General features: G+C 50.9%; 19 protein-coding genes and 1 tRNA gene. 8 read left to right on the top strand and 12 right to left on the bottom strand.

Features of this window, described 5'->3' with window-relative positions; genetic code table 11:
• Window positions 1–104 precede the first annotated feature (104 nt).
• The 6 genes from O4H47_RS06550 to trxA (O4H47_RS06525) all read left to right on the top strand — a co-directional run bounded on the left by O4H47_RS06550 (window position 105) and on the right by trxA (O4H47_RS06525) (window position 10,264).
• Window positions 105–2,501, top strand: a complete 2,397-nt coding sequence (locus tag O4H47_RS06550) for an ATP-binding protein (protein WP_269393155.1) — start codon at window positions 105–107, stop codon at window positions 2,499–2,501.
• 13 nt (window positions 2,502–2,514) lie between these two features.
• Complete coding sequence (tsaE, locus tag O4H47_RS06545; protein WP_269393154.1) at window positions 2,515–3,009, top strand: tRNA (adenosine(37)-N6)-threonylcarbamoyltransferase complex ATPase subunit type 1 TsaE; 495 nt, start codon at window positions 2,515–2,517, stop codon at window positions 3,007–3,009.
• Between the two features lie 27 nt (window positions 3,010–3,036).
• The gene (gene addB, locus O4H47_RS06540; protein WP_269393153.1) at window positions 3,037–6,075 is read left to right on the top strand and encodes a double-strand break repair protein AddB; all 3,039 of its coding nucleotides are present in this window, start codon (window positions 3,037–3,039) and stop codon (window positions 6,073–6,075) included.
• Window positions 6,072–9,506 carry a double-strand break repair helicase AddA gene (gene addA / locus O4H47_RS06535; protein ID WP_269393152.1) on the top strand — a complete coding sequence of 1,145 codons (3,435 nt, stop codon included), beginning with the start codon at window positions 6,072–6,074 and terminating at the stop codon, window positions 9,504–9,506. Before addB ends, addA begins: the two co-directional genes overlap by 4 nt.
• A gap of 96 nt (window positions 9,507–9,602) precedes the next feature.
• On the top strand, window positions 9,603–9,926 hold the full coding sequence (gene trxA / locus O4H47_RS06530; protein ID WP_269393151.1) for a thioredoxin: 324 nt from the start codon (window positions 9,603–9,605) through the stop codon (window positions 9,924–9,926).
• A gap of 14 nt (window positions 9,927–9,940) precedes the next feature.
• Entirely contained in the window at window positions 9,941–10,264 is a 324-nt protein-coding gene (trxA, locus tag O4H47_RS06525) for a thioredoxin (RefSeq protein ID WP_269393150.1), read from the top strand.
• Between the two features lie 41 nt (window positions 10,265–10,305).
• On the opposite strand, the gene O4H47_RS06520 is transcribed toward trxA (O4H47_RS06525), so the two are convergent.
• From O4H47_RS06520 to aroA, 11 genes are all read right to left on the bottom strand, one after another.
• The gene (locus O4H47_RS06520) at window positions 10,306–11,610 is read right to left on the bottom strand and encodes a bifunctional folylpolyglutamate synthase/dihydrofolate synthase (protein ID WP_269393149.1); all 1,305 of its coding nucleotides are present in this window, start codon (window positions 11,608–11,610) and stop codon (window positions 10,306–10,308) included.
• 8 nt (window positions 11,611–11,618) lie between these two features.
• Window positions 11,619–12,614 carry an acetyl-CoA carboxylase, carboxyltransferase subunit beta gene (accD, locus tag O4H47_RS06515; RefSeq protein WP_269393148.1) on the bottom strand — a complete coding sequence of 332 codons (996 nt, stop codon included), beginning with the start codon at window positions 12,612–12,614 and terminating at the stop codon, window positions 11,619–11,621.
• A gap of 180 nt (window positions 12,615–12,794) precedes the next feature.
• Window positions 12,795–13,619, bottom strand: coding sequence for a tryptophan synthase subunit alpha (trpA, locus tag O4H47_RS06510; RefSeq protein ID WP_269393147.1), 825 nt, complete (start codon window positions 13,617–13,619; stop codon window positions 12,795–12,797).
• Window positions 13,620–13,664: 45 nt separating this feature from the next.
• Window positions 13,665–14,885, bottom strand: a complete 1,221-nt coding sequence (trpB, locus tag O4H47_RS06505) for a tryptophan synthase subunit beta (RefSeq protein ID WP_269393146.1) — start codon at window positions 14,883–14,885, stop codon at window positions 13,665–13,667.
• A gap of 24 nt (window positions 14,886–14,909) precedes the next feature.
• On the bottom strand, window positions 14,910–15,554 hold the full coding sequence (locus O4H47_RS06500; RefSeq protein ID WP_269393145.1) for a phosphoribosylanthranilate isomerase: 645 nt from the start codon (window positions 15,552–15,554) through the stop codon (window positions 14,910–14,912).
• Window positions 15,555–15,621: 67 nt separating this feature from the next.
• On the bottom strand, window positions 15,622–15,966 hold the full coding sequence (locus tag O4H47_RS06495; RefSeq protein ID WP_269393144.1) for a LapA family protein: 345 nt from the start codon (window positions 15,964–15,966) through the stop codon (window positions 15,622–15,624).
• 51 nt (window positions 15,967–16,017) lie between these two features.
• The gene (locus O4H47_RS06490; RefSeq protein WP_269393143.1) at window positions 16,018–16,296 is read right to left on the bottom strand and encodes an integration host factor subunit beta; all 279 of its coding nucleotides are present in this window, start codon (window positions 16,294–16,296) and stop codon (window positions 16,018–16,020) included.
• Between the two features lie 48 nt (window positions 16,297–16,344).
• Complete coding sequence (gene sppA / locus O4H47_RS06485) at window positions 16,345–17,292, bottom strand: signal peptide peptidase SppA (RefSeq protein ID WP_269393142.1); 948 nt, start codon at window positions 17,290–17,292, stop codon at window positions 16,345–16,347.
• A gap of 196 nt (window positions 17,293–17,488) precedes the next feature.
• Window positions 17,489–19,186, bottom strand: coding sequence for a 30S ribosomal protein S1 (gene rpsA / locus O4H47_RS06480; RefSeq protein ID WP_269393141.1), 1,698 nt, complete (start codon window positions 19,184–19,186; stop codon window positions 17,489–17,491).
• A gap of 228 nt (window positions 19,187–19,414) precedes the next feature.
• On the bottom strand, window positions 19,415–20,038 hold the full coding sequence (gene cmk, locus O4H47_RS06475; protein WP_269393140.1) for a (d)CMP kinase: 624 nt from the start codon (window positions 20,036–20,038) through the stop codon (window positions 19,415–19,417).
• A 13-nt stretch (window positions 20,039–20,051) separates the two neighbouring features.
• Window positions 20,052–21,401, bottom strand: a complete 1,350-nt coding sequence (gene aroA / locus O4H47_RS06470; protein WP_269393139.1) for a 3-phosphoshikimate 1-carboxyvinyltransferase — start codon at window positions 21,399–21,401, stop codon at window positions 20,052–20,054.
• 178 nt (window positions 21,402–21,579) lie between these two features.
• On the opposite strand from aroA, the gene O4H47_RS06465 reads away from it, so the two are divergent.
• Window positions 21,580–21,996 (top strand): TIGR02300 family protein, encoded by a 417-nt coding sequence (locus O4H47_RS06465; protein WP_269393138.1) that lies wholly within the window; start codon window positions 21,580–21,582, stop codon window positions 21,994–21,996.
• A 103-nt stretch (window positions 21,997–22,099) separates the two neighbouring features.
• Window positions 22,100–22,175 (top strand) — tRNA-Ala (locus O4H47_RS06460).
• Between the two features lie 197 nt (window positions 22,176–22,372).
• Here O4H47_RS06460 and O4H47_RS06455 read toward each other — a convergent pair.
• Window positions 22,373–24,667, bottom strand: a complete 2,295-nt coding sequence (locus O4H47_RS06455) for a methyl-accepting chemotaxis protein (RefSeq protein ID WP_269393137.1) — start codon at window positions 24,665–24,667, stop codon at window positions 22,373–22,375.
• Window positions 24,668–24,724: the final 57 nt, after the last annotated feature.

Below are 24,724 nucleotides of genomic sequence, written 5' to 3'. Positions count from 1 at the left end.
GGCGAATTCGTTAATTTATTGTTTAGAGGGGCAAAAATATGGTGCCGGGAACTTTCCCGATCAGTAGAGGAGTCGCAAGATTCACGAGCGCGCCCATCGCGCTCATGCTGACGAGCCCGGTATTTGCCCAGGCAGACCAACTCACAAATTCACAGCTGTTGGCCACAACGCCTTATGCAATTGCGGTTGGGGCTGTGTTGTTTGGCGCCGCCACCACTTTTTTGGCCATCATGCAACGCCAAGCGAGCCAGCGTGCAGCGCGTTCTGCCAATATACAAGTGATGGAGCTAAGCGCTGCGCTGGATGAGAAAGAAAACATTCTCAACGGCATGTCAGAAATAACCGTTATCTGGCGCGACCCAGCAGCAACCCCTTCGATTGTCGGGCCTGTGCGTCAGGTAATCGAAACTCATATCAGCGATCAAATGGTGCTTGACTTTGAAAGCTGGCTCACCGCGCAAAGCGCTATTGAGGTCAAATTTAAACTTGCCGACCTACTGGCGCAGGGAACGGAATTTGAATTTGGTGCCAATGGCAGTGCCGATCAGCGATTTCGTGTATGCGGCAAATTGGTGGCAGGAAGCCCGGTCTTGCGCATCGCCCGCCGGATTGCTGAAGAAGAAACCCCCTATGTTCTGCCAAGCGCCAGCAAGAGCCAACTGGACATTGAAACCTGTGCAAGGCTGTTTGATAAGCTGAACCACCCAGCTTGGGTCCGCGATGTGCGTGGCAAATTGGTCAAAGTCAATCAAGCCTATTTTGAACTCTTGGGTATCCCCCAAGAAAACCGGACGGGAACAATCCCGGAGCTTTTTGACAGTGCAGCCCTATTGCGCTTGCGAGAAGTCGGCCAGGTCGAGGGCTCACATTCTGTAACCGAGCAACATCAAAAATTTGGCACGCTTGATGTGACCAAATTCAAATTGATCAATGGTACTGCAGGGTACGCGGTGCAGGGGCTGGCCTCAAATGAAGAGAAAAACGATCCTCGCGCAAGTTTTCTCACCGCCGCAATCAACGAATTGCGTACCCCTGTTGCCGTATTTGATGGCAGCGCGCAACTGACCCATTACAACAAGAGTTTTGCGGACTTTTGGGAACTTGATACCAATTGGCTAGATACCCACCCAAATGAAAAAGCAATTTTGGATCGATTGCGGACGCAGGGCCATTTGCCGCTTGAGCCAGACTATAAAAAATGGCGCTCAACCCATCTTTCTAGCTATGGATTAAAGAAAACCCGCGAAGACATGTGGCATTTGCCTTCTGGTCAAGTGCTGAACGTAATTGCTTCGCCAGCGCCAAACGCGCGCGGTGTGATTTATGTTTATCACAATGTCACCGAAAAGCTGGCTCTTGAAAGCAGGTATAACGCGCTCATTCACGTGCAAGAAGAAACCTTGAACTCCTTGCGCGAAGCCGTGGCCGTGTTTGGAACAGACGGGCGCTTGAAGCTGCACAACACTCAATTGTCTGGCATTTGGAAAGTCCCACTTAATCTGTTGAACAAGCAAACCCACATTTCAGATATTGTTGAAATGTGCGACAGATCATTGCCTAAAGACGGGCGCGAGATTTGGGCAGACCTGAAATCGTTCATCATTGACATTAGCCCCGAACGGTCAAACAAAACCGGCCGCATATCACGGGCAGATGGCCGACTAATCGATTATGCGGTGGTGCGCTTGCCCGATGGTCAAACGCTTGTGACCTTTGTGGATGTTACAGAAAGCGCGGCTTACGAGCGTGTGCTCAAAGAGCGCAATGAAGCGCTTGAAACCGCCGATAAGCTCAAAGATGCCTTTGTGCAAAATGTTTCTTATGAGTTCCGCTCGCCGCTCACTAATATCATTGGATTTGCCGATCTGCTCACCGCAGGAGAAGCGGGTCAACTCAATGAAAAGCAAAAAAGCTATGCCGACTACATCCGGGCATCAAGTGCCACACTTGGTCTGTTGATCGACAATATTTTGGACCTAACCACCATCGACGCCGGAATTGCCGAATTAAATACTGAAGTGCTTGATGTGGCAGAGCTCGTGGAAAAAGCAGCTGCGGGCGTGGTGGCGACCTTGCAAGTGGCCCAAGATGACGTGCCGGTAAACTTGAGCATTAGTGTTTCCAAAAACCTACCCACATTCGTTGCGGATGGCGCCCGCATTGTGCAAGTTCTTTATAATCTTCTTTCCAACGCCGTGCGTTATTCAGAACCGGGTTCCAAAGTCTCTCTCGACGTTACAGAGCGCGCCGGGCGCATTTTGTTTGTTGTTGAAGATGAAGGCGAAGGCATACCCGAAGATATGATCTCTTCGATTTTTGACCGGTTTGAAGGACGCGCAGTGGCGGGGCGTCAACGCGGCGCGGGCTTGGGCCTATCAATCGTAAAAACCTTTGCGCATATGCATGGGGGTACGGTCAGCATTGAACAGCGTGAACCAAAGGGCACACGCGTAATTGTCAATCTGCCTGCTGAACAGGTCAGCCAAGGTGCGGCGGAGTAGTTTGGACCCAAACATGGCGGACCAAACCCGGCTCAAAATCATCAGTGAACAAGGCACCAAACAACTTGCCAATGCCTTCGCGCAACTTGTTGAAGCTGGCGACATTATTCTGCTTTCGGGCGACCTTGGTGCTGGCAAATCTTTCTTTGCGCGCAGCTTAATCCGTAAACTCGCACAAGATGAGGATTTGGAAGTGCCAAGTCCGACGTTTGCCCTCGTCCAGCCTTATCAATTCGCCAACATCAGCTGCCTACATGCAGACCTTTATCGCTTATCGGATGAAAGTGAAGCCGAAGAACTTGGGCTTTTTGACGGCGACAATCTCATGTTGATTGAATGGCCGGATCGCTTGCCCGAATTTAGTGAGAAAGCTCGCTTTTCATTGACCATCAAAAACATAGTAGGCGAAGCTCAAGGGCGTGATCTCACTGTAACCGGCCAAACAAAAGACCTAAATAAACTTGCCGCTTTGCTCGAATCCAGTTCAGATATTATTCCGTTCACGTAATCCGTTTGTCCGCTAGGTCTTTGTATCATGCAGCATCAAAAGCTTTTCACCATCGCGCCCGATGCGCCTTTTTTGCGCACGCTCGCTCAAGGCTTGATGGATGGCACTTTGCTGCCCAATTGGCCGCGCACGGGACCATTTTGGCTGTCCGATATCACCATCTATGTGCCCACCAAACGGGCGCGGCTAGCGCTGATTGATCAATTGCTCAAACTGAACGACGGCAGCCAATTGCTGCCAAACATTTTTACGCTGGGTGAGGGGGATGATGCGGAGAACGCATTCTTCACCGACCCGGACGTTGAAAGCTTTAACGTCACCTCAAAGCTTTATCGCACCACAGTTTTGAGCCAATTGATCCAAAAATGGGCGCAAATCGCGGTTCAAAATGGCCAGCCCGGTTTCTCTTCTCCCCCATCCACCACCGAAATTCTGGCCATGGCGCAAAGTCTTGGCGGATTGATCGACGACTTTTTGACCGAAGAAATTGGCTTTGAACGCATCAAAGATTTGGTGCCCGAAGAGCTGGCGCAAAACTGGCAAGAAACACTACAGTTCCTCAACATTGCTTTTGAAGCTTGGCCCGCGCACCTCAAAGAAATCGGCCAAATCGATGCTGCCCTGTTGCGCCGCCAACGGTTCAAGTTTGCCGCGGAGTCGCTGGCGCTGCGCTATGGAGCGCGCCCGGTGATCGCTGCTGGTTCTACCGGGTCTGTGCCCGCCACCCGGCGTTTTCTCTCAAGCATCGCTAAATTGGAGAACGCGGCAATTGTACTGCCCGGTTTTGACACCACAATGTCACCAGACGAGCACGCCCATCTCATCGAAGACAACAACCAATGCCACGCACATCCCCAATTTGGTATGGCCAAACTATTGCGCGAAATTGGCGAAGGCCCCGCAGCGGTGCAAGAACTTGGCCACAAGATCAACGCCCGCCCCACTATTCTCAATGCAACCTTGGCCCGGCCCGAACAAACGTCAAATTGGCATAGCGATCGTCAAAACATTGACCCAACAGCCTTTTGCAAAGCGCTTGAACAGGTGGGGGTGTTGGCGGTTGAAAACCTAGACCAAGAAGCCCGCGCCATCGCGCTTGCCGCCCGTGAAGCGGTGGAAAAAGGTCAACAGGTGGGCATTATTTCTCCAGACCGCGATTTGGCACGCCGCATCAAAGTTGAACTTGAACGCTTTGACATTGTGATCGACGACAGCGCTGGCATGCCCCTTGGCCAGTCCCCAGCCGGGCGTTGGCTGCGTCAACTGTTGGCCGCGCTGCATTCTGATTTTAATCCCGTGGATTTGGTGGCCCTATTAGCGAACCGCAATGTGCGCTTGGGCCGCGACCGGGCTGAAATCTCCAAACTGCGCGAACTTCTCGATCTCAGCGTTCTACGCGGCGCGCGCGGCATCAATGGTCTTGAGGGCATCAAACAATTGATCGCGGACAATGTGTCCAAAAAAACCAAGCGCGTCACCAAACGACTAAAGCCACAAGAAGCCGTTCATCTGACACAACTGCTCGACGATCTTCAGGCCGCAATTGCGCCAGCGCAAAAGGATGGCACAGTGGCGTGGAACTTGGCCAGTTTGGCCCGCGCGGTCCCGGCACTTGTGCAAAACATTTGCGGCACAGACGCGGCACAAAGCGGAATGTTTCAGGGGGGCACAGAACTATTGCAATGGGCCGACGATCTGGCACGTTGCACCCATTTTTCACCCACCTCGCGCCCGCTCGATATTATCGCGTCGATCAATTTGTTGATGCAAAGCATCAGTGTGCGCCCGCCCGAAACAACCCGCCAAGACGTCCAGATTTGGGGCCGCATCGAAGCCCGTTTGCTCAGTGCAGACATGATGATACTCGCCGGGTTAAACGAAGGTGTGTGGCCAGAAATCGCAGAGCCTGGACCCTGGTTATCGCGCGGCATGAAGCTGGCATTATCGCTTGACCCACCAGAACGCAAAGTTGGCCTCGCCGCCCATGATTTCTTGATGGGCATGGGGGGCGAAAACCTGCTGATCACCTACGCCAAGCGGCGCGGAACCTCGCCGTCTGACCCTTCGCGGTTCATCCAAAGGCTGCAGGCCTTTTTGGGTGAGAAACGCTCCGAACAGCTTTACGAAAAAACCGCCTATCTCAAAGACATGTTGGCAAAACTAGATGCGGTTGAAACCCCAAAGCTTAGCGCCAGACCTGCACCTACGCCACCGGCCAACATCCGCCCGCGGCGTTTGTCGATCACCGAAATTGAAACCCTCATCCGAGACCCCTATGCGATCTATGCAAAGCATGTTTTGGGCCTTAAGAAATGGCGTCCACTCGGTGCTGCTCCAGACAGCGCAGAACGGGGCAATTTGATCCATGATGTGCTCAGCGATTTTGTAGAGCAGGGGTTTGATTTCACCGCCCCAGATGCCCATGACAAGCTGATGCAGATCGCTAATCGTATCTATGCTCGGCTTGATGATGTTGCGGACCGCCGCGACATTTGGCTTAAGCGCTTCTCAGCCATTGCCGACAAAGTGATCACCTATGAGGTGGCGCGTGACCCTGAAATCAAACAGCGCCATGCGGAAAAACTTGGGGTGAGCCAGCTTCCGGTGGGCGATCAACAGTTTGAGATTTACGGCTATGCCGATCGCATTGACCTTCAACATGATGGGGCTGCGGAGCTGATCGATTTTAAGACCGGCTCCGTCCCTGCCGCCAAGGACATGCAAAACTACATGAGCCCGCAATTGCCCATGGAGGCCATGATCTTGTGCCATGCGGGGTTCAAAGACGTGCCAAAAGCCGATGCGGATGCGCTGACCTATATAAAACTATCCCACGGCCCAAATCCATTTGAAGTGACCAATTTCGCCACCGGAAAACAAAGCTTAGATGGGTTGATTGATGACTATTGGCGACATTTCTCTGCTTATGCGGACATCATGCTGATGCGCGATGAAACGGCGATGGTGGCCAAATTAATGCCCAAAGAAAACCAGCAGTTCGCTGGGGACTATGATCAGTTTGCGCGGCAAAAAGAATGGATGATCGATCAAGGAGATGATGAATGAGGGGCCCACTTTCAATCTCTGACGAAACAAAATCCAATCAAGCAAAAGCCGCTGATCCAAGCGCAAACGTTTGGGTGAAAGCCAACGCAGGGTCCGGCAAAACCTATGTATTGAGCCGCCGCGTATTGCGTTTGTTGATTGATGGCGTGCCGCCCGAACAAGTGCTGTGTTTGACTTACACAAAGGCCGCCGCCGCTGAAATGCGCGCCCGGGTGACCAAAGAGCTGGGTCAATGGGCGGTAATGGATGATGAAGCACTAAGTGAAGCGATCATCGAGCTTGAACACAAGCGGCCCGATGAAACGCGCCTCAACCGCGCCCGACAACTTTTTGCCCAAGCACTCGAAACCCCGGGTGGGCTTAAGATCAACACCATTCACGCATTTTCCGAAAGCGTACTTCACCGCTTTCCACTGGAAGCTGGGGTGCCATTTGATTTTCAAGTCATCGACGACGCCGAACAATTTGAATTGCTCCGCGCTGCTCGCGAAAAAGTGCTGGCACAACGATTTGACGACGAAGAGTTGGGAAAAGCCGTCATCAAACTGTTCAATATTGCATCCGATACTGGACTTGAAGATGCCATTTCTGGCGCATTGTCGTTTGGTGCAAAATTGCGTTTGGTGCTTGCCAATAAAGCGCGCTGTCAAGCCAACCTGCAAACTCTACTGGGGCTTACGCAAGACCAGACGTTGGCCAGTGTCGCGGCGCAGGTGTTGGCAGAAGCTATTTTGAAGCCAAGCGAATATGGCGCTGTTTCAGCCGAGCTTACGCATCTTGGTGTGGCGAAGAACTTCAATAAAAAATTGACAAAAGCAGTTGGGCAACCGGTCACACCAGAACTGGTTTTTGCTACTTTCCTAAAACCAGATGGCACCCGCCCGGGCAAAGGCCATGAAGCGCATTCGGGCGTTGCAAAAAACAATCCATTGCTTGCCGAACAGCTCGAAAATGAAACCGAGCGGCTAGAAGCTTTATGCCAGACCTATTTGGCCGCCAAAACATTGGACCAGTCGCTTGCTCTATTGGCCACGATCGAAGCGATCTTTCACCAATATGATGCGCAAAAACGTGCGCGCTCACTGCTTGATTTTGATGATCTGATAATCCATCTGCGCCAACTTTTGGAGCAATCTGAGTTTAAACATTGGATCGCTTATAAATTGGATGCGGGCATCACCCACATTTTGGTCGACGAAAGCCAAGACACCAACCCCGAACAATGGCGGATTGTGGAAGCCTTATTGGCAGACTTCTTTGATGGGGACAGTGCCATTGAACGTCCTCGCTCGGTCTTTGCTGTAGGGGATGAAAAACAATCGATTTTTAGCTTCCAAGGGGCAGAGCCGCGCCTATTTGGCGAAACAGGCCGCAAACTTGGCTTGCAAGCCATGACCGCGCAACGCACCTGGGAGAGCCTTACGCTCAAAACCAGCTTCCGCACTGTTGAAACCATCCTTGCCGCTGTAGACCATGTTTTTGAGCGACCGTTCGCCCATGAGGGCCTAACGGGCGATGATGAGAAAACGGTGCACGAAGCAGCACGCACAATGGGCGGCGGTCTGGTTGAACTTTGGCACCCGGTTGAAAAGCCAGAAGAGCCCGCAAACGACCAAATTTATAAAACCGCCGCAAGTGATCCGCGTGCCCGGCCAGAAGACATTTTGGCCGACAAAATCGCTTCAACAATTGATCAGTGGGTCACCACAGGCCGTCAATTGGGTAATCGTGATGTGGCGGTGACCCCGGGCGACATTTTGATTTTGGTGCAGTCGCGCGGTGCCATGTTTAAGGCCATGATCCGCGCACTGAAGCAAAAAGGTCTGCCCAACCTGGGCGAAGACAAATTGACCGTTTCAACCCACATCGCGGTGGAAGACCTGCTGGTGTTGGCCGATGTTATGATGAACCCGGCAGATGATTTGGGTTTAGCCACTTTGCTGCGCTCGCCGCTTTTTGGATGGAATGAAGATCAATTATTTGCCCTTGCGCGGGGCATGCGTGGCGGCAAATGCCGGATGCAGGAACAAAACCCTGTTTGGCCCCTATGGGTGCAATTGCAGGCCGACGCAAAAACGCAAGCTGATGCGAATGAGGCCGTGGAAGTGATCCGACAGTGGCGCAATCGTATCGATCTTGATCGCCCTTACGAGTTTTTCGCCCACATCCTATTCAAAGAGCAGGGGCTTAAAAAAATGCATGCCCGTTTGGGCCCCGAAATTGATGATGTGATCAATGAATTCCTCAATATGGCATTGGCGCACGAACAAACCGATCAACCCTCAATGCTGGGGTTCGTGACCGCCATGCGCCAGAGCGAAAGCCAGATTAAACGCGAGTTAAGCGAAGCGGGCGGTTCCATCCGGGTGATGACGGTGCATGGCGCAAAAGGCTTAGAGGCCCCGATTGTCTTTTGCATTGATGCGACTTCTTCGCCGGCGGGCAAACAGAACGCCAAATCCATTTTGCTTGAAGCGGACCATGACGCGCCGCAAAACGCATTTTTGCTTTGGGCGCAAGGCTCGTCAAAAAGCCAAGCGGCAAACGTGCAGGAGCTAATTGAGCGCGAAAAAGAAAAAGACCAAGCCGAATATCGCCGCAAACTCTATGTGGCGCTCACCCGGGCCGAGGACGAGCTTTACGTCACTGGCGTTGCTAAACGCGGACAAGAAAACAGCTGGTACCAAATGGTCTATGATGGCCTGTCTGCCCATTGTGCTGAGATCAAAGATGAGCATCAGCAAACCATAGCTTGGCGATATCCAGCGGATGCTGAACACCGCTTTTTAGCGCGTGCAGAGGGCGATGCAGTTCCACCCTCACCGTTACCAGATTGGATCGACGCCCCAGCACCTGTTCCACTAACACGCCGCATTGTTGAACCCTCTAAGCACGATGAAACACAAAGCGCTGGTCGAGGCGTTGGGCTTGATCGAGAAACCGCGCGATTGCGAGGCACAGCTTTGCATGCACTATTGCAATTCATGCCGCGCTTTGACGCTAGCGAACGCGACAAAATGGCGGCGCAAGCACTGCTGTCTCTTATGCCCAATCATCCCAAATTGCATGGCGACATGGTTGGTGAAGCAAATGCCATCTTGAACAAACAAGAGTTTGCTGACCTGTTTGGTCCCAATTCACGTGGCGAAGTTGCTGTTGCAGCCGATATCGAGTTTGAGGGCAAACCATCCCGGATCACGGGCCGGATCGATCGACTTTTGGTGCAAGATGAGGAAGTGTTGATTGTCGACTTTAAATCGGATGCAAATCCGCCCGATGATGCCAGCGATATCCCGAAAAACTATCACACACAGCTCACCCGCTATCGGGCAGCCCTGCGCAATCAGTTTCCAAATCGCCCCATCAACTGTGCTATTTTGTGGACTGAAAATGCAAAAATCTCAAAATTGTTAGATTCAGATTTCCAATAGACCACAAAATCGTTCACCTCGTCGTGATTTGCTTGAACCGGAGCGCGACTCTTCTTACGTTCTGGGCAACAACCTAGTTTAAGAAAGGGGCAGGCTATGACCACCCAAGTATCAGAAGCACAATTCTCAGAAGAAGTTCTAAGCGCAAAAGTTCCCGTATTGGTCGATTTTTGGGCCGAATGGTGTGGCCCATGTAAGGCGATCGCACCTGTTTTGGAAGAGATCTCAACTGAGTTGGCTGGCAAAGTGAAAATTGTCAAAGTCAATGTTGATGAAAATCCAAACATTGCAGCGCAATATGGCATTCGCTCCATTCCAACCATGATCTTGTTCAAAGGCGGCGAAGCTGCGGACATGAAAGTGGGCGCGGGCGAGCCAAAAGCGGGCCTTGTGAAATGGCTTGAAGGACACGCGGCTTAATAGGAACGAACTTGATGCTAAAAGACGTTGACGACACCAATTTTGCCGCCGAAGTTTTGCAAAGCGACCAGCCCGTGCTGGTCGACTTTTGGGCAGATTGGTGCGCACCGTGCAAAGCGATGGACCCGATTTTGGAAAAAGCCGCTGGCGACCTTACAGGTAGAGTGAAGCTTGTTAAGCTCAATGGCGCTGATAACCCATCGACCATGAGCCAATATGGTGTGCGCAACATGCCCACCTATTTGCTGTTCAAAGGCGGAGAGGTTGTCGACATGAAAGTGGGCGCAACGCTGTCCCATGTGGGGCTGGTAAAATGGCTTGAAGGCTACGCCGCTTAAAGCATCGAATGGTTCTAAAAAAATGAAAGACGCCGCGCCAACTATTGGGGCGGCGTTTTGTTTTGCCCTAAGACATCTCCGGCCAAATAGAGCGAACCGCAAATCACAACCCGTTGGCCCTCATCACGCGCCACAAGTTTCAGCGCTTCTTGCACGGACTGGGTGTGCGTTGCCGCAAAGCCGTGCTTGATCGCCAGATCCGCCAAGTCCTGAGGCGAAGTGCCCGCATTGGTGGTCAGATCATCCGCTGGCACCGGCACTGTGATCACCCGTTTGGCCAGGCCCTCAAAGCAGCTTAGATAGCCTTCGACGTCTTTATTGCCCAACATACCAAGAATAAGCGTAAGCGGTTTGGACTGTTTGTCGTTCAGGTCACCCAATGCTTGGGCCAAAACTTGTGCGCCGGCCACATTGTGCCCGCCATCAAGCCACAGGTCGCTGCCTTTAATCAGCATATCCTGCAATAGACCGGGTAAAGGCTGCATCCGTGCGGGCCATGTAACCGTTTCCATGCCCTTTGCTATAGCTTCAGAGCTAATGCCGGTTCCAAAATGCTTGAGCGCCGCAATGGCCGTTGAGGCGTTCTCAAATTGATGAATGCCTTTTAGGCGCGGCGGCGGCAAATCCTCTAAGCCATCAAGGTCTTGATAAACGAAGCGGTCACGCTCTGGATATCCATCAAATTCTTGCCCGCAAATGAAAGGGGTAATGCCCAATTCAGCGGCGCGCTTTTCCAGCACATCCATTGCATCATGGGTTTGGCGCGAGAACACTGCCTTTGCGCCAGACTTCAAAATCCCGGCCTTTTCAAACGCGATTTTTTCAATCGTATTGCCCAAAAACTGCACATGGTCGATGGAAATGGGGGTGATCACGCATCCAAGCGGGTTGGGCACTACATTTGTGCTATCAAGGCGCCCACCAAGCCCTGTTTCAAGCAACACATAGTCCGCTTCAACCTGGCAGAACAGATCAAAGGCAACCGCCGTGGTGATCTCAAAAAAAGTAATGGTTTGCCCAGCGTTGATCTTTTCGATCCGCTCCAGCGTTTCGTTTAACCGCTTGTCGTCAACAAATGTGCCCGCCAGGCGAAACCGCTCATTGAAATGGGTTAGGTGGGGGCTGGCATAAACATGCACCCGCTTGCCCGCTGCTTCCAGCATGGCGCGCATAAAGGCAATGGTTGAGCCTTTGCCATTGGTCCCCGCCACGTGAATGACCGGCGGCAACTGGTTTTCAGGATGATCCAATTGGGCAAGCAAACGATTAAGCCGCTCCAAAGAAAGATCCATCTTTTTGGGATGCAGCGCCAACAGGCGCTGCGTAATTTCCTCGGTGCGGGTCACGTTTGTGTCTATTCAGCGTGCGCAACAGGGGGTGGAGCGATATCTTCGCTGTTTTCCGCCGGGGCGTTATCAGCATCATCGCCCGCGCCTTCAGCTGCAACAATCGCATCGCGAACAGTTTGCTTTTTAGGCGCCTCAAGTTCCATATCGTTGAGTGGAGATTTCATAAACATGCCCACCAATTTACCAATGGTTGGGCGCAGATTGTGGCGATGCACAACCATGTCGATCATCCCATGTTCCAGCAAATACTCAGAACGTTGGAAGCCCTTTGGCAAGCTCTCGCGGATGGTTTGTTCAATCACCCGTTGACCAGCAAAACCGATCAAGGCGTTTGGTTCAGCAATTTGTACGTCCCCAAGCATCGCATAAGATGCGGTAACGCCGCCGGTTGTTGGGTCAGTAAACACAACAATGTAAGGCAACCCAGCTTCACGAAGCCGCGCCACAGCAACGGTTGTGCGCGGCATTTGCATCAAAGAAAGCATACCCTCTTGCATGCGCGCGCCGCCAGAAGCGGTGAACAGAATAAATGGGGTTTTGTTTTTAACCGCCATTTCAAGACCCTTAACAATGGTCGCACCAGCCGCCATACCCAGCGATCCGCCACCAAAGTCAAAATCTTGCACACCAACCGTCACATCACGGCCAATCAGCTTGCCGCTTGCCAACAACACACAATCTTTCATGTCTGTTTTGGCGCGATAGTCGCGCAATTGGTCAGCGTATTTTTTGGTCGCGCGGAATTTTAGCGGATCATGGGCTACATCGGGCACTTCATGCTCGGTGTACTCACCTTTGTCCAAGAACGCTTTCATGCGATCACGCGCTTTGATTTTCATATGAAAACCAGAATTTGGCACCACCCATTGGTTGGCTTCCAAATCGCGATAGAACACCATCTCGCCGCTCTGCGGACATTTTACCCAAAGGTTTTCAGGGCTCTCACGCTTGTTCAAAAACGAGCGGATTTTTGGGCGAACAACTGAATTGATCCAGTTCATGAAGCTATCAGGCCTTCCTGTGTTGCTTATAGTCTTTTAGCTGCGCAATTTTGATCGCAGCAGACATAGTCTTTTCCCCATTATACTGCAACTCAACTTTGTTGGCGAGACAGCTTTTGGTCAAGGTTTGTGAGGGTTCTCACCTCTTTCAAACCAATATAGGGGGTTATGATGCCAAATTTAAGATCGAGCCGCGCGAACACCCTTTGAAATATCGGCAACCAAATCGTGCACAGCGCTTGGCGTTTTGGCGGTTGCCTTGCCGTTCTCAAGGCTATCTTCAACTGCTTTAACAAGTGCTGAACCAACAACAACCCCATCTGCGTCCGCGCCAATGCGCTTCGCGTCGTCAGCGGTCTTAATGCCAAACCCAACGCAAATCGGCAGATCTGTGTGCGCTTTTAGTCGATTTACTTGCTCAGCAATGTCGGTTGGGTTGGACAATGCCGATCCGGTTACCCCGGTCATCGACACATAATAAACAAAGCCCGATGTATTGCTCATCACCATGGGCAAGCGTTTGTCGTCAGTTGTTGGGGCGGCCAACCGGATGAAGTTCAAACCCTTTTTGATTGCGGGCAGGCAAAACTCTTCATCTTCTTCCGGCGGCAGATCAACAATGATGAACCCATCAACACCAGCTTCGATCGCATCTTGGATGAATTTATCTACACCATAAATATAGATCGGGTTATAATAGCCCATCAAAACGATTGGCGTTGCATCGTCTTTTTGCCGGAAGTTGGTCACCAACTGCAGGGTTTTGACCATGTCTTGGCCAGCCTCAAGTGCCCGTTGACCCGCAGCCTGAATAGCAGGACCATCCGCCATCGGATCAGAAAATGGCATGCCAATTTCTATCACGTCAGCGCCCGCTGCTGGCAAGCCATCAACAATTTGCTGAGCGGTAATGGGGTCCGGATCACCGGCCATCACAAAAGTAACAAAGGCTGGGCGATTTTCAGCCTTTAGAGCGGCAAACCGGGCGTCCATACGTTGTGTCATAGATTTGTTCCTCAGGCGGCGAACACGCGCCAAAATTGTTGGCGATTAGTCGCTATTAAGGTCAACACCCAGATGTTTAGCAGCGGTAAAGACGTCTTTGTCGCCGCGCCCACATAGGTTCATAATGATGATTTGATCTTTATCCATTGTTGGCGCGCGTTTCACCACTTCCGCCAAGGCATGGCTTGGCTCAAGCGCTGGGATGATGCCTTCAAGGCGGGTCAAAAGCTGAAATGCTGCCAAGGCTTCATCATCATCAATCGGCACATATTCAACCCGGCCACTGTCTTTTAGAAAAGAATGCTCAGGGCCAATGCCTGGATAATCAAGACCGGCTGAAATTGATGCGCCTTCATCAATTTGGCCATCATAGTTTTGCAGCAAATAGGTGCGGTTGCCGTGCAACACGCCAGGCGATCCAGCGGTCAAAGACGCGCAATGCTCGTCTGTGTCTAGCCCTTTGCCACCGGCCTCAACGCCAACAATTTTCACTTCGCGATCATCAAGGAATGGATGGAACAAACCAATTGCGTTCGATCCGCCACCAACAGCTGCGATCAACATATCGGGCAACCGGCCCTCAGCTTCTTGCATTTGTTCTTTGGCTTCTTGGCCAATGATCGATTGAAAATCGCGCACCATCTCAGGGTAAGGGTGCGGGCCTGCGGCTGTGCCAATCAAATAATAGGTGTCTTCAACATTGGTCACCCAATCGCGCAGCGCTTCGTTCATTGAATCTTTCAATGTGCCTTTGCCTGCGGTCACAGGAACAATCTCAGCGCCCAAAAGTTTCATGCGGAACACGTTCGGCGCTTGGCGCTCCACGTCTTTTGCGCCCATATAAATGGTACAGGGGAAACCAAAGCGCGCACAAACTGTCGCTGTGGCAACACCATGTTGTCCCGCGCCGGTTTCAGCAATAATGCGGGGTTTGCCCATACGTTTGGCCAACAAAATTTGGCCAATGCAATTGTTTATTTTGTGCGAACCGGTGTGGTTAAGCTCGTCGCGTTTGAAGTAAATCTTCGCGCCACCCAAATGCTCTGTCATCCGCTCGGCAAAATACATGGGCGACGGGCGACCCACATAGTGTTTGAGCAAATAGTCAAACTCTTCCTTAAATGTTGGGTCGGCCTTAGCGTCCTTATAGGCCTGATCCAATTCAAGGATAAGTGGCATCAAGGTTTCAGCAACAAACCGACCGCCGAAGTGACCAAACCGGCCCCTCTCATCAGGGCCCATGCGCAAACTATTCTCACCAGACATACTTCGTTTCCCTAATTTTTGCGCTCAAACGCTTGCAATGGTTGCTTGCGAGATGAACCGGCGGATTTTCTCCGCATCTTTTTCGCCTTTTGTGCGCTCCACACCTGATGAAACGTCAATGGCCGCTGGCTGGATCTGTTTTACAGCATCCGCCACATTTTCAACATTTAGTCCCCCCGAAAGCATGAACGGGATCGTTGGGTCAAGGGCTTTAAGAATTGACCAATCAAATACCTCGCCATTTCCCCCTGGTCGTGTCGCATCTTTTGGGGGTTTTGCATCCAATAAGACCCAATCGACAAGCGGGTGATATTGGCCAATCTGCTCTAGATCTTCAACATCAGCCACCGGCAATGCCTTGATCAGCTTGGCATGGCTTTTGGCCTTAACCTCTTGGATCCGCTCAAGGCTTTCATTGCCGTGTAGTTGTATATAGTGCGGGCGCAACTGGTTGATCTGTTCAATCAGTTGATCGCTTGGGTTGACGGTTAACACCACAGATTGCGCACGCGCACCAATATAGTTGATCAACTCGCCAATCTGTTCCAACTCCAGATGGCGCGGACTTTTGGCAAAATGCACAAAACCAATCAGGTCAGCGCCCGCATTAACGGCCACATCCACCAATTCCTTCGATTTAAGCCCGCAGATCTTGATTTGAAGTTGCATGTGAAATCCTACTGTCGCGCTGAGTCAGCATCAAAGCCTGTCTCTGGGGCATCTATATAATCGGCGGCTAGCGGTTGTCGTTCTCAAGCAGTGCCAAGGGGTCTTCTGCTTTTGCGGCCTTTTCGGGTGCAGCTTCTCTTTGCGCCTTATTTAGGTCGCGGCGCAATTGCCTTTCGGCTCTGCGGTGTTTGCCTTGCTCTAGCCAAGAGCCAACGCCACCAAGTATAACGCCGAGCAGCAAAGCAGCGTAGATCACCACAAAAAGCGGCAGCTCCATTGGCCCCCAGAACGGGGTTTGCGGCGATATTGGGTCAATTCCAATTTGCACAATATGTCTGTTGGCCAATGCAAATATGGCCAGCAACAGGCCAAACGGCACCAGCACAAGCCACATCACCACGCGTTTGATCATCTTATTTTCCCAGCGATAACGCGCCAAAATGTGGCGCAAAGAGCGGCAGAACTATTTGTTCAGTCGCTCTCGGATTTCTTTGCCCGCCTTAAATTGGGGCACAAATTTCTCTTCAACTTCCACCTTCTCGCCGGTGCGTGGGTTGCGTCCCACACGGGCTGGACGGTTCTTTACGGAAAATGCGCCAAAGCCACGCAATTCAGCGCGGCCACCTTCGGCCAATGCATCCCCGATTTCGTCAATAATCGTATTTACAATATTCTCAACGTCCCGTTGAAACAGGTGCGGATTCTCATCTGCCAGTTGTTGAATAAGTTCCGATTTAATCACTTGGGCCTCCCAAAAATCACTAATTCACTGTTACACCACGGGAATTAGCTATTTGGTAGGTTGCCAAACTGACACGAGACCGTCAAGCTTTGTTACGCTTTTTAGGCTCGAACCGACAAAATTCTTGGCTGTGGAACCAAGCAAGTCGACAGCTTTTTGCCATTCGCTTTCAGGAAGGGGAAAATATGTGCTTACGTCTTGATCATCAATATCGTGGTTTTCTTTGAGCCAATCAAGTGCGCTTGTCTCATCACCAATCGCATCAATCAACTGCTCTTTGAGCGCTTGGCGGCCCGTGAGCACACGGCCATCCGCAAGGCGCAACACATCATGGCGCTCGAGCTGGCGACGATCAGCCACAATATCCACAAACCAATCGTAAGAATCATCCACCAAGGACTGATAGGCAGCGCGCACATCATCCGCCATTGGCTCGTCAATGTCCGGCTCGGCTTTTAGGGGGCCAGTTGAAACCTTGTCGTAATCAAGCCCGATAGTTTGGAAAAGCTTAGAGGCATCCAAATGCATCACCAATACGCCGATTGAGCCCACAATCGACAAGCGCCGCGCAATAATGCGATCAGAACCCACAGCGGTCATATAGGCCGCAGAGGCGCCAAGTTCATTAATTACCGAGACAACAGGCTTGTTCGCCCGAATGCGCGACAGCCCCTCGTAGAGCTCTTCACCACCCGCTGTTGTGCCACCAGGACTATTGATCTGCACAATTACCGCTGAAACGGTTTCGTCATCTGCTAAATCGTTCAAAATGGTGCGCCGAACAGGATCAGAAGCAATCGTGCCATCAATCACCACCCGAGCAACATGCGCCGCTTTGATTGGTTCAGAAAAGCCACCCAAAGCTCTACCCAAAATAGCAATCACTGCAATGCCTAGCGCTACAAAAGCGATAAACCGCCAATTGCGCCGTGATTTACGCATAGCGCGTTGCGCCATCACATTGTCGATTTGCTCAGTTTGGGATGTGTTGCTCACCGATTGGGCTCCGCTTAACGTGTTTGACTCAGAAAAAGGCTGAGCGTGGCAAAAAAAGGACCTGAGAAGTCCTATTGCCTTGCCCGCAATTTTGCAAGTCGCTCAAATGTCGCTGCCGGCGAAAAACAAAAAATCCCGGCGCATCAACTAAGACGCGCCGGGATGAATTCAACTCAAACATTTAAGCTAAAAACGCTTAGTCGTTTGGTGTGTTCTGCTGCAAAGCTGCACCAAGAATATCGCCAAGTGAAGCGCCTGAATCTGTTGAACCATACTGGGCCACAGCTTCTTTTTCTTCTGCGATTTCAAGAGCTTTAATAGACAATGAGATGCGACGTGTTTTCTTGTCGAACTGGATCACACGTGCGTCCACTTTGTCACCAACTGCAAAACGCTCTGGACGTTGCTCAGAACGCTCACGGCTAAGGTCATTACGCTTGATGAAGGCGATTTGGTCGCCATCAGCGATTTGAACTTCAATGCCGCCATCGTTCACTTGCGTTACAGTTGTTGTAACGATTGAACCTTTGCGCATGCCGTCAGTTGCTTCAGTGAATGGGTCGTTTGAAAGTTGTTTAATACCCAAAGAAACACGTTCTTTGTCGATATCAACATCCAAAACAACTGCTTTCACCATGTCGCCGCGATTGTAATCTTCCAAAGCTTCTTCGCCCTGGCGGTTCCAATCAAGGTCAGACAAGTGAACCATGCCGTCAACATCATCTTCAAGGCCAATGAACAAACCAAATTCAGTTTTGTTCTTAACTTCGCCTTCAACTTCAGTGCCTTGTGGGAACCGAGCTGCAAATGCTTCCCAAGGATTATCAAGGCACTGCTTAAGACCAAGAGAAATACGACGTTTCTCTGGATCAACTTCAAGAACCTTAACTTCAACTTCTTGAGATGTTGAAACGATTTTGCCTGGGTGTACGTTCTTCTTGGTCCAGCTCATTTCTGAAACGTGGATCAAGCCTTCAATACCTGGCTCAAGTTCAACAAACGCACCGTAATCAGTGATGTTTGTGATGCGACCAGTGAAGCGGCTATCAAGAGGATACTTCTGACCAATTGTTTCCCAAGGATCAGCTTCAAGTTGTTTCATGCCAAGTGAAATACGGTGTGTTTCCATATTCACGCGGATGATTTGAACCTTGATGGTCTCACCAATTGTAAGAACTTCTGAAGGATGGTTCACACGACGCCATGCGATGTCAGTGACGTGCAACAAGCCGTCAATGCCACCAAGGTCAACGAATGCACCGTAGTCAGTGATGTTTTTAACAACACCATCAACAACTTGGCCTTCTTCAAGCTTACCAACGATTTCAGAACGTTGCTCTGCACGGCTCTCTTCCAATACAGCACGACGAGAAACAACGATGTTTCCGCGACGCTTGTCCATTTTCAGGATTTGGAATGGCTGTGAGATGTTCATCAAAGGTGCGATATCGCGGATTGGGCGAATATCTACCTGAGAACGTGGCAAGAACGCTGTTGCGCCATCAAGGTCAACAGTGAAACCACCTTTAACTTGGTTAAAGATGATGCCATCAACACGTGTGTTTGCATTGAAGAGTTCTTCAAGACGAACCCAGCTTTCTTCACGGCGAGCTTTCTCGCGTGAAAGAACGGCTTCGCCCATCGCGTTTTCAACGCGATCAACATAAACTTCTACTTCAGAACCGACTTTAAGCGTGCCATCGCGGCCCGCTGCGCCAAATTCTTTCAAAGGCACGCGGCCTTCGGTTTTAAGACCCACATCGATTACTGCGAGATCTTTTTCAATCGCAACAATCTTGCCTTTTACAACATTGCCTTCTGCAGGTTCATTAACCTCAAAGCTTTCAAACAAGAGAGCTTCAAAATCTTCCATCGTGACAGCAGTGTCTGTCATGCGTACTCCGATCGGTGTGCCGAATATGTTTAGCGTTTCAAAAAAGTATCAATGCCAAATGCGCTTAACCCCGATTGTTGAAACCAACAAATCCGGCACGTAAAGGGTCCGCATTCAACGTGATACATCGATTTATCTCAAACAGTTGAGCCAGTATGCCTCATCCTTGACCGTCACTGGCGCTCAAAGGATCAAAGATTGGATTTAGCACCAAATGATGCTCATCTTTCACCCAGTAGCGCGCTCAACAATGCCAAGAGCTGCTTGGAACGCCGCTTCTATACTCAATTTTGACGTATCTAGCAAGTGGGCATCGGCCGCCTGATAAAACGCGCCTGCCGGGTTTTCCCGGTCATCTTTATCGCGTTTCTCAATCTGTTTAAGAATTTCAACATATGTCACATCCAGCCCACGAGTCAAAAGCTGTTCTGTGCGCCGCCGGGCCCGGGTTTCCGGATTGGCGGTAATAAACAATTTTACGTCCGCCTGCGGGCAAATTCTCGATCCAATATCGCGCCCATCGAGAATCGCTCCTGAAGGCTGTTCCATGAACTTGCGTTGCAGCCGGTTGAGCGCTTTGCGCACTTCAGGAATTTGCGCAACTCTAGAGGCGGCAATGCCCACTTCGGCGGTGGAAAGCACTTCTTCATCAAGAGTTGAAGTATCCAACCCCATCGCCGCATCAATCGCCATGGACTCAAATTCAGCATGGGTTTCTTTGCCCATCGTCTTTAGGCCCACAGCGCGATAAAGCAGCCCAGTATCAAGATGAGCCAAGCCGAAATGGGCCGCCAAACGTTTGGCAATTGTGCCTTTTCCTGAAGCAGCGGGTCCATCAACGGCTATCAACATCTCGCAACGATCCTTAGTTGTTCGGACGACCAAACTCAGCGCCCAAACGGGTCATTTCAGGCGTAAAAGTGGGGAAGCTCGTCGCAATCATATTGCTGTCGTCAATGCTCACGTCTTTTTGCGATGCCATGCCCATCACCAAAAAGCACATGGCAATACGGTGGTCCAAATGGGTCTTCACCCGTCCCCCGCCGGCCACTTTGCCAGAACCGCCTTCAACGGTCAAAAAGTCTTCGCCTTCAATACACTCAACGCCGTTGGCTTTCAGCCCATCTGCCACCGCTGAAAGTCGGTCGCTTTCCTTCACCCGCAATTCATCAATACCTGGCATATGGGTTGCACCCTCGGCAAAGGCAGCCGCCACCGCCAAAACCGGATATTCATCGATCATCGATGCTGCACGTTCTGCGGGCACCGTTACACCTTTGAGATCTGAGTATTTCACCCGAATATCAGCAATGTCTTCGCCACCAGATACACGTTCATTCAAAACCTCAATGTCAGCACCCATTTCTTGCAAGGTGATCAAAAGCCCAGTGCGGGTTGGGTTCATCAAAACATTTTCAATCGTTACGTCAGAGCCGGGCACAATAAGCGCCGCAACCATTGGGAAGGCGGCAGAGCTTGGATCGCCGGGCACTTGCACCTCTTGACCGCGTAGATCAGGTAAACCTTCAACTTCGATGGTGCGCTGGCCATTGGCGGCTGTTTTTACCTGAACATTGGCACCAAAGCCCGTCAGCATTTTTTCCGTATGGTCGCGGGTAAACACATCTTCGATCACGGTGGTGATGCCCGGAATAATCAGTCCAGCCAGCATGATGCAGCTTTTCACCTGTGCTGAAGCAACAGGGGTATGATAAGTGATCGGCACGGGCATTGATGGGCCGCGCAAGGCAATCGGCAACTTGCCATCATTATGCTCAAGCACTTCAACACCGATAGATTTAAGCGGGTTCAGTACACGACCCATCGGGCGCGAGCAAAGCGATGCGTCTCCCGTATAGCGTGAAACAAAATCATAAGTGCCCACAAGGCCCATGGCCAAGCGCACACCAGTGCCAGCATTGCCAAAGTCAAGCGGCGCGTCTGGTTCCAAGAACCCGCCAACACCGACGCCATTGATGTGCCAATGTTCGCCCCGTTTTTCAATTTTTGCCCCAAGTTGGGTCATCGCTCGGCCCGTGGCCAGAACGTCTTCGCCTTCCAAAAGGCCGGAAACAACGGTTTCTCCCAGCGCCATTGCGCCAAACATCAGGGCGCGGTGAGAGATGGACTTATCGCCAGGCATGGCAATAGAACCCTTAAGCCCGCTCGACCGCATTGCTGCCAATGGGGTGGGGCTAGAAGAATGATCAGACATGTAAAAGTTTTTCTTTGAGTTTTTGATGTTGCGCGGCGGCATCTAACACGCAAAATATCGGCGCGACAATGGTTGGATCGACTTGATTGACGTTTTTTTGCAATTTTGCATTTGACAGAACCCACAGGGTTACGTACCCAACCTGCCAACAAAAGAAGTTTTCAAAGAGGTAAGAATTGTGGCCAAAGCAGACCGCGGAACCAAGCGCCAGTGTCAAAGCTGTGCGACTAAATTTTACGATTTGAACAGAGAACCGGTTTTGTGCCCAAGCTGTGGCGCAGAATTCAAGTTGGTGGTCGCTGAAGTGCCCGTCGAAAAAGAAAAAGTTGTAGAAGAAGTCAAAACCGAAGTTGTAGACACAGATGCAGCAGCGGTTGTTGTTGGCGCCGAAGTCATTTCCCTGGACGATGTGGAAGACGATGACGACGATGATGATGATGATGACGAAGATGTAATCGAAAATCTGCCGGATGTTGATCTGGACGATGACGAGGACCCAATCGCCTCAGAAGACGACAATACATTCCTTGAAACTGATGACGATGATGACGAGATTGGCTTCGACGTTCCTGTGAAGAAAAACGAAGACATATAAAAATTCATGGGGGCGCAATTTCCCTCTTGCAACGATCAAATGTTGTGACTAGTTTGCGCTTCCATAAACCCAAGGTGATTTGACCTGATTGATCACCTTTTGTGGGGCCATAGCTCAGCTGGGAGAGCGCTTCGCTGGCAGTGAAGAGGTCGTCGGTTCGATCCCGTCTGGCTCCACCAATTTTCTTTCATCACATCCGTCTATAATAGAACGCCATTTGGCGCGCTTTGCAGGGCTCAACTGGGCCGCAAAGGCAAGACCTTGTGAAATGTAGTTGAATGAAAAGAATTAAGATCGCTGCATTCGCTTCGCCCAAGAAAAAACGCCCCTGAATGATCAGAGGCGTCCTTTTAAGGTAGGTGAGGTTTTAAGCGACTTAGAATTCTTGCCAGTCTTCATCCGCTTTAACCGCTGCATTGCCGTTGGAAATGAAGCTCTTGGCCACATTCATCGCTTTTTCTTGCAGCGCCTTAATGCCGGTTTGTACGGGCAATTCATCGGGCACCTGATTGTTTGCGCCAACAGGCAGGCGCGGCGTGCCGCCATTTTCGGTCACAAACACATCAACAATGCGGTCCAGCTCGTTGGCTTGAGCTTCGGTTTGTTCAATTGCGGCATTAGTCTCTTCCACCAATGCAGCGTTATGCTGGGTTGTTTCATCCATTTCACGCACGGCCATATTGATCTCTTCGATCGAGTTGGACTGCGACTTGCTCTTTTGAGCGATAGCAACCATGGCCTCATTGTTTGAATTGGCTGCTTCAAGCATTTGCTCAAGGCTCGCAGCAGCTTGCGCCACCAGCTTTGTTCCACCGTCAACTTCGTTACCCGACTGTTCAATCAGCACCTTCACTTCAGATGAAGCTTGGGCAGCAGACTGGGCAAGACGGCGCACTTCTACCGCCACAACCGCAAAGCCTTTACCCGCTTCCCCTGCACGTGCGGCCTCCACAGAGGCGTTTAGGGCCAACAAATTGGTTTGGAAGGCGATATCGTCAATCATGCCGATAATATTTGAAATCTTGCCTGAGCTTTCGGTAATGCGCTCCATGGCCGTTGTTGCTTTACGCATCACTTCACCGCCTTCCTCAGCGGTCGTTTTTACGCGTGTTGCGTTTTCGCTGGCGTGATCAGCTTCTTTTGCGTTTTCAAGAACCGTTTCAGCCAATGACTCCATGGCCGCCGATGTCTGTTCAATGGTAGCCGCCTGGCGCGTGGTGCGTTCAGACAAGTCATTTGCACCAGCCAAAATCTCGCTTGTGGCGCTCTTTAGTGCGCGGGAGGTGCCTCTGAGTTGACCAACAACCTCGTTCAATCGATCGGCAACGCGGTTGGTGTCGTTTTTCAATTGTGCAAATGCGCCTTCAAATTGCCCTTCAACACGCTTGGTCAAATCGGTGTTGGCCAAGGCGGCTAAGACTTCGCCGGTTTGCTTAAGGCCGCTGTCCACCGTCGTAATCAAATGGTTTACGCTGCGAGAAAGTTTAACCATTTCTTCGTCGGCGATGTCTTCATTGACGCGCTTTGAGAAGTCACCAGCTGCCGCAGCACCCACAACTTCGCCAAAGGATGCCTGCAAATCTTCCATCATTTTGGCGCGTTTCGCAATTTGTTGTTGGCGGGCGGCTTCTTCCACGCCCAGTTCTGCGACCTTTATGGCATTTTCTTTAAAGATCATCAGGGCACGGGTGAGGGTGCCGATTTCCGTATGGGCGTCATCCGCTTCAATGTCGACATCAAGTTTGTCTTGGCCCAACTCTTCGGCAACATTTGCCAATTTGTTTAGTGGACCTGAAATTGAGCGGCCGATAATGGTGCCCGCAGCAATCATGAACAATAGTGCAAAGCCAATAACTGATGAGAAGATGATGGTCGAATTGCGCTCCACTGCATTTAAGTTGTCAATCGCAGTTGTTACGCCCAAGTCCGCTTCGCTCAGCATCATATCGATATTTGGTAGCATCAAGCCATAAAGCGTTTGCAGGTTCGCAACGATGCCGTTCAATTCGCCGGACTTTTCAGCGAAGATCTTAAATTCAGTCTGATAATCGGAAATCAGGCCTGAGATTTCTTTTTTCTTGTCTTCGTCAAGCGGTGTCCAGTTTATTTGCATTTGGAATTCGCTTACCCGCGCATCCAGTTCACCAACATATTTGGCGTCGCCGCGGATAATAAAGTCCTTTTCGTGCCGACGCATCATAAGTACTTTAATGGTCAGTACTTCCAAGTTCGCGCGTTGAAGCTCGGCCTCTGCCGCTTTCACTGCAGAGCGAAGGCTTCCGCGGATGCCTTCTTCCGCCGATAATCCCAACGCTACACTTGTATCGCCTATCGCCTTGAACAGGGTCTGACGTTCCTCGAGTTGGCCTTCGATGGTGTCGGCCAAGGTCACGAACTGCGGGTCATCAACAAGGGAACGCAATTCGGCAAGCTTTTCGCCAACCAAAGCTTCTTGAACAACAATTTGGTCAATCATTTCCAACGTGGGGTTCAAAAGAAAGTTCTTTTCCACGGATTGCATTTCCAGCACCATGGCTTTGAGCTGGTTCGCTGATCGATCCACTTGTGCGTAGCGCTGCTCTTCAGTTTTAACGCTGGCGGAAGTCACAAGGGAATAAAAATACCCGGCACCCAAGATCAAGAATAGCAACCCACCTGTTATGGTGAGCATCAAGATCCTTTGAGAGATTTTAAAGCGACTAAGACCTTTTGAATTCAACATTTGATT

Origin of the sequence: Maritalea porphyrae (genome assembly GCF_027213965.1) — a bacterium.
Classification (GTDB): Bacteria; Pseudomonadota; Alphaproteobacteria; order Rhizobiales; family Devosiaceae; genus Maritalea; species Maritalea porphyrae_A.
This window is presented reverse-complemented; position numbering and strand designations above follow the sequence as displayed.

Excerpts from the sequence above, each read along its gene's own strand:
- addB (WP_269393153.1), top strand. The coding sequence starts at position 3,037 with ATGCAGCATCAAAAGCTTTTCACCATCGCGCCCGATGCGCCTTTTTTG.
- addA (WP_269393152.1), top strand. The coding sequence starts at position 6,072 with ATGAGGGGCCCACTTTCAATCTCTGACGAAACAAAATCCAATCAAGCA.
- O4H47_RS06500 (WP_269393145.1), bottom strand. The coding sequence starts at position 15,554 with ATGCAACTTCAAATCAAGATCTGCGGGCTTAAATCGAAGGAATTGGTG.
- rpsA (WP_269393141.1), bottom strand. The coding sequence starts at position 19,186 with ATGACAGACACTGCTGTCACGATGGAAGATTTTGAAGCTCTCTTGTTT.
- tsaE (WP_269393154.1), top strand. The coding sequence starts at position 2,515 with ATGGCGGACCAAACCCGGCTCAAAATCATCAGTGAACAAGGCACCAAA.
- cmk (WP_269393140.1), bottom strand. The coding sequence starts at position 20,038 with ATGTTGATAGCCGTTGATGGACCCGCTGCTTCAGGAAAAGGCACAATT.
- trpB (WP_269393146.1), bottom strand. The coding sequence starts at position 14,885 with ATGTCTGGTGAGAATAGTTTGCGCATGGGCCCTGATGAGAGGGGCCGG.
- O4H47_RS06455 (WP_269393137.1), bottom strand. The coding sequence starts at position 24,667 with ATGCTCACCATAACAGGTGGGTTGCTATTCTTGATCTTGGGTGCCGGG.
- trxA (WP_269393150.1), top strand. The coding sequence starts at position 9,941 with ATGCTAAAAGACGTTGACGACACCAATTTTGCCGCCGAAGTTTTGCAA.
- trpA (WP_269393147.1), bottom strand. The coding sequence starts at position 13,619 with ATGACACAACGTATGGACGCCCGGTTTGCCGCTCTAAAGGCTGAAAAT.
- aroA (WP_269393139.1), bottom strand. The coding sequence starts at position 21,401 with ATGTCTGATCATTCTTCTAGCCCCACCCCATTGGCAGCAATGCGGTCG.
- accD (WP_269393148.1), bottom strand. The coding sequence starts at position 12,614 with ATGAACTGGATCAATTCAGTTGTTCGCCCAAAAATCCGCTCGTTTTTG.
- O4H47_RS06550 (WP_269393155.1), top strand. The coding sequence starts at position 105 with ATGCTGACGAGCCCGGTATTTGCCCAGGCAGACCAACTCACAAATTCA.
- trxA (WP_269393151.1), top strand. The coding sequence starts at position 9,603 with ATGACCACCCAAGTATCAGAAGCACAATTCTCAGAAGAAGTTCTAAGC.
- O4H47_RS06495 (WP_269393144.1), bottom strand. The coding sequence starts at position 15,966 with ATGATCAAACGCGTGGTGATGTGGCTTGTGCTGGTGCCGTTTGGCCTG.